This is a genomic window from Streptomyces sp. (assembly GCF_036566765.1).
GTDB lineage: Bacteria > Actinomycetota > Actinomycetes > Streptomycetales > Streptomycetaceae > Streptomyces.
In genome coordinates, this window is record NZ_DATCVQ010000482.1 from 1 (window position 1) to 3962 (window position 3962).

Here is a 3962-nt window from a genome sequence, read left to right on the forward strand (position 1 = left end):
CCTCGTCGAGGTGCATCCCGGCCGCGTCGTGGTGGGCTCGGGCGGTGGTGGGCTCGGGCGGTGGTGGAGTCGATGCTGAGCAGGGACAGGTCCACCTCACCCCGCTTCGCGGCTTCCGTGATCAGGCCCTCCAGCAGGGCCTCGAAGACGCCGACGTCACGCCACTGCCGGAAGCGGTTGTTGACGGTCGACCAGGCGCCGAACTCCGTCGGCATCTCCCGCCACTGCCGGCCGTCTTGAACCGCCAGATCACGCCCTCGAACTGCTGCCGCAGTCACTCGGGGTACGGGCCGTACTCGCCGATCGGCAGGTACGGTTCGATGAACTCCCAATCCGGATCGGCCAGTTGCACTCGCGTCACGTAAGACCGTCTCTCGGCCCGGACCGTGCCACGAAGGCACATCCCGCAAATTGATCACGACTCGATACGCGCCCTAGTCGCCTTGTTCGACGTTGGCGGCTGCGTCTCTTCCGGCGCGGCGGCTCGCGGCCGGTTGCGTGCCCAGCGCTGAAGGTCGTGCGCACGGTAGAGGAGCTCGTTGCCGCTTTTCGCTACGGGCCCGGGGAAGTCGGGGTCGTTGGCGCGGGCCCAGCGCAGGGCGGCGAAGAGCCCTCGCAACGTGGAACCGGACCTCGCAAGGTTCACAGCCACAGGACTGCCTCCGATGCGGGAGGTGTCGGCGGTGGCCAACTTGAGTTGACGTGCCATATATTAAATATAGACATCGTCAACCCGGGGAAGGCAAGGCATGAACGCGGAGCAGGGCCAACGCCGATACGACTCGCTGCGTCGGACGACTCAGGCGCTGGAGACCCGGGCCGAGATCGCCCGCGCCGCCCGTCGACTCTTCGACTCCCGGGGCTGGGCGGGTACGACCGTGCGCGAGGTGGCGCTCGAGGCGGGAGTCTCCGTACCCACGGTCTACGCGACGTACGGAAACAAGACCGGGCTGACCCGGGCCGTGGCCGACTCGGCCGACCTGTCCGCCGACGCGCCGCAGATGCTCGCGGAGTTGGAGTCCGCGGTAGGGGACCCGGAACGCCAACTCGCGGCGATGGCCGCCTACGACAGGCGGCTGTTCGAGCGCGCGGGCGATGTGATCACGCTGATACGCGAAGCGGGCCGCAGCGAACCCGAGCTCGCCGCGGTCTACCGCGACGGCCGGGAACGCGGCGACGAAACCCGGGTGCAGGTCTTCTCGTCCTGGCCTGCCGGCACCCTCCGGAGCGGCCTGGATCTGCGCTCCGCCGTCGATGTCTACGCGGCTATCTGCAACATCGACGTCTACACCACACTCACCACCGAACGCGGCTGGCCGCCCGATCGCATCGAGGAGTGGTGGGGTCAGGCCCTGGTCCGCGAGCTTCTGAGTCCGGCACGGTGACCGCCAGGGGCGTGTGCCCTGTTCTGGGAAGCGCGGGCGGCCGGCCATGTGGCGCCGTCGCCCGCGATCCGGCCGACAGCGGTCTCGACGCTGACGTCGTCCTCGCGGTGGGAGTAGACGCCGTCACGGCCAGTCGATGTGACTGCCCCTCAGCCGTGCGGCCGATGCGGTGGGTCACATGGCCGGCAGGCGCGCGCATCGGCGGCAGGCGCGGGCCGAGGCTGCCACCACGGCGTGCGACGCGGCTGCGAGTGCGCCGGCGAAGGCGAGCAGCGGCCAGTTCGTGGCCATCAAGCAGGCCGTGGTGAGCGCGAGCGTCGCGACCGCCATGGCGATGCTGGCGGTGGTGCCGGCCCATGCGACCACGAGGGGGAGTCGGTCCGGGACGGGCAGGCGGCGGGCGAGGGCGCCGGTGGCCGCCAGCGTCGCGGAGGCGAGCAGTGCTGCGACGCCGGCGACACCGGCCAGAAGAACGGCCAGCAGCTGAGCCGTGCGGGGCAGCTGCCAGGGCTGATCGTGAGCGGTGGTCCAGGCCAGATACCAGCAGGCGATCAGGAACGGGGCGGCGAGGGCGACGGCCCGGGCGGTGTGCCGTGCCTGGGAGATGGTCAGTTCCCGTTGGCAGCTCGGCACGAGTTCGTCGAGGGTCCCGAATTCCCGCACCGCCTCGCGGGCGGCTTGCTGGTAGGACGCTCCTTCGCTGGTGCGCGCCGTCACGGTGTCGGCGAGGCCGTCGCGTATCTCCTCGATCATCCGGGCCTTGATCCGGGCCGGGCCGTGCAGGACGGCCGCCAGGGCCGCGACATGGTCCTCGACGAGATCGGCCTGCCGACCGGTGGCGCTCATGTGGCGCTCTGGGGCGGCGCGACGGGGTTGAGGACCGAGCCGATCGCTGCGGTGAATTCGCTCCACGCGGTGCGCTCGCCGGCCAGGGTGCGCCGCCCCGCGTCGGTGAGTTCGTAGCATCGCCGTCGCCGTTCGCCGGAGGACTGCCAACTGCTGCTCAGTAGTCCGAGCCGCTCCAGCCGGTTCAAGGCCGGGTAGATCGTGCCCGTACGCAGCTCAAGAGCGCCCCCGCTGCGCTGTTGAACCGCGGCGATGATCGCGTAGCCGTGCAGGGCGCCCGGTTCGAGCACCGCCAGCAACAGTCCGTCCAGGTGCCCTCGCACCGCGTCTGCCCTCATGAGTAGGCAGCCTACCCAAAATAACTGTAGGCAGTGTATGTATTGGCAGCCAACATGTTCATGCTCCTGCTCGGAGGGAACCGAAGTGACCAAGGTCCTGCTGTCCGTCCATGTCCTCGCGGCGATCCTGGCTGTCGGATCGATCACCGTGGCCGCGTCCATGTTTCCCCGCTACGCGCTGCGGACGTCCGCGGGCCAGGATCCGGACGGGCGAGCCGCCGGGATCGCAGCACTCCTGCACCGGATCTGCCGCGGCTACGCCGTCGCCGGTCTCGCCGTGCCGGTCTTCGGCATCGCGACCGGCGCCGCGCTCGGCGTCCTCACCGATACCTGGCTGCTCGCGTCGCTCGCGTTGACCGTGATCGCCGCGGCCCTTCTGGCCCTGGCCGTCCTGCCCGGCCAGCGGCGCCTGCTCGCGTTCTCCCAGGACCGGGCTGCCCAGGACCGGGCTGGCCAGGACCGGGAGGCGCAGGACCCGGCGGCCCTGGAGGCGCAGCGTTCCGCGGCGACCCGGCTGACCATGCTCACCGGCATCTTCAACGTCCTCTGGGCAATCGTCGTCATCCTGATGATCGTCCGCCCCGGCTCGACCACGGGAGCGTGAAGCCCGTGCGTACGTTACGGATCGCGGCCGGCACGGCACGGCCTACCTCGAACGGCCCCCTCCGCCGCGTCGACAGGCGTCCGGTGGCGCGCCGCCATCCAATGCACATGCGTGCCCGAGAAGGCCGACCTCTTACCCGCAACGCTCAGGATGGGTGACGTGATGGACGACGTATACGGTGAACTGCCCTTTCCACGTACCGGCCTGACGCAGAGCGCGGTCCGCTACGTGAAAGGAATCGAGGACCCGGCGATCTTCAACCACAGCATGCGCAGCTATCTCTACGGCCGCTTCCTGGGGGAGCAGCAAGGGCTGCGACCCGGCCGCGACTACGACGACGAACTGCTGTTCCTGGGCTGTCTTCTGCACGACGCCGGGCTCAGCCCCGATGGCAACGGCGATCAGCAGTTCGACATCGACGGTGCCGACCTGGCCGCCCGCTTCCTCACCGACCAGGGGATGTCACCTGAGAGGGTCGAGGTCGTCTGGGACTCGATTGCTCTGCACCTGCACTACGAGATAGCCATGCGCAAACGTCCCGAGATCGCGCTGGTGACGGCCGGTGCCGGGTTCGACCTCGGCCCCGGTGGGCCCCACACCCTCCCGGCCGGCTACGCGGATCGCATCCACGCCGCGCTGCCCCGTCTCCACGCCGCAGCCGTGCTCTTCGACGCGATCGTCGGTCAAGCACTCGACAAACCGCACAAGGCCCCACCCTTCAGCATGCCCGGCGAACTCGTTCGCCAGGAGACCAAGGCGGTCTGGCCCACCTGGAAGCAACTGATGACC

At 69.6% G+C, this 3962-nt stretch carries 5 protein-coding genes and 1 pseudogene; 3 read left to right on the top strand and 3 right to left on the bottom strand.

Annotated features, from left to right (window positions below; all coding sequences use genetic code 11):
* Positions 1–361: pseudogene (locus VIU94_RS28375) on the bottom strand (transposase); the annotation flags it as partial.
* 388 nt (positions 362–749) lie between these two features.
* On the opposite strand from VIU94_RS28375, the gene VIU94_RS28380 reads away from it, so the two are divergent.
* Positions 750–1385: a TetR/AcrR family transcriptional regulator gene (locus tag VIU94_RS28380; protein ID WP_331915481.1), complete on the top strand. Its 636-nt coding sequence runs from the start codon at positions 750–752 to the stop codon at positions 1383–1385.
* Between the two features lie 174 nt (positions 1386–1559).
* Here the strand turns inward: VIU94_RS28380 and VIU94_RS28385 are convergent, their stop codons facing one another.
* Positions 1560–2231 carry a permease prefix domain 1-containing protein gene (locus VIU94_RS28385; RefSeq protein WP_331915482.1) on the bottom strand — a complete coding sequence of 224 codons (672 nt, stop codon included), beginning with the start codon at positions 2229–2231 and terminating at the stop codon, positions 1560–1562.
* Positions 2228–2569 carry a PadR family transcriptional regulator gene (locus VIU94_RS28390; RefSeq protein WP_331915483.1) on the bottom strand — a complete coding sequence of 114 codons (342 nt, stop codon included), beginning with the start codon at positions 2567–2569 and terminating at the stop codon, positions 2228–2230. Before VIU94_RS28390 ends, VIU94_RS28385 begins: the two co-directional genes overlap by 4 nt.
* Positions 2570–2654: 85 nt before the next feature.
* On the opposite strand from VIU94_RS28390, the gene VIU94_RS28395 reads away from it, so the two are divergent.
* Both VIU94_RS28395 and VIU94_RS28400 read left to right on the top strand, forming a co-directional pair.
* Positions 2655–3173 carry a hypothetical protein gene (locus tag VIU94_RS28395; protein ID WP_331915484.1) on the top strand — a complete coding sequence of 173 codons (519 nt, stop codon included), beginning with the start codon at positions 2655–2657 and terminating at the stop codon, positions 3171–3173.
* Between the two features lie 111 nt (positions 3174–3284).
* Positions 3285–3962, top strand: a 678-nt coding sequence (locus VIU94_RS28400) for an HD domain-containing protein (protein ID WP_331915485.1), incomplete at its 3' end; no start/stop codon positions are given.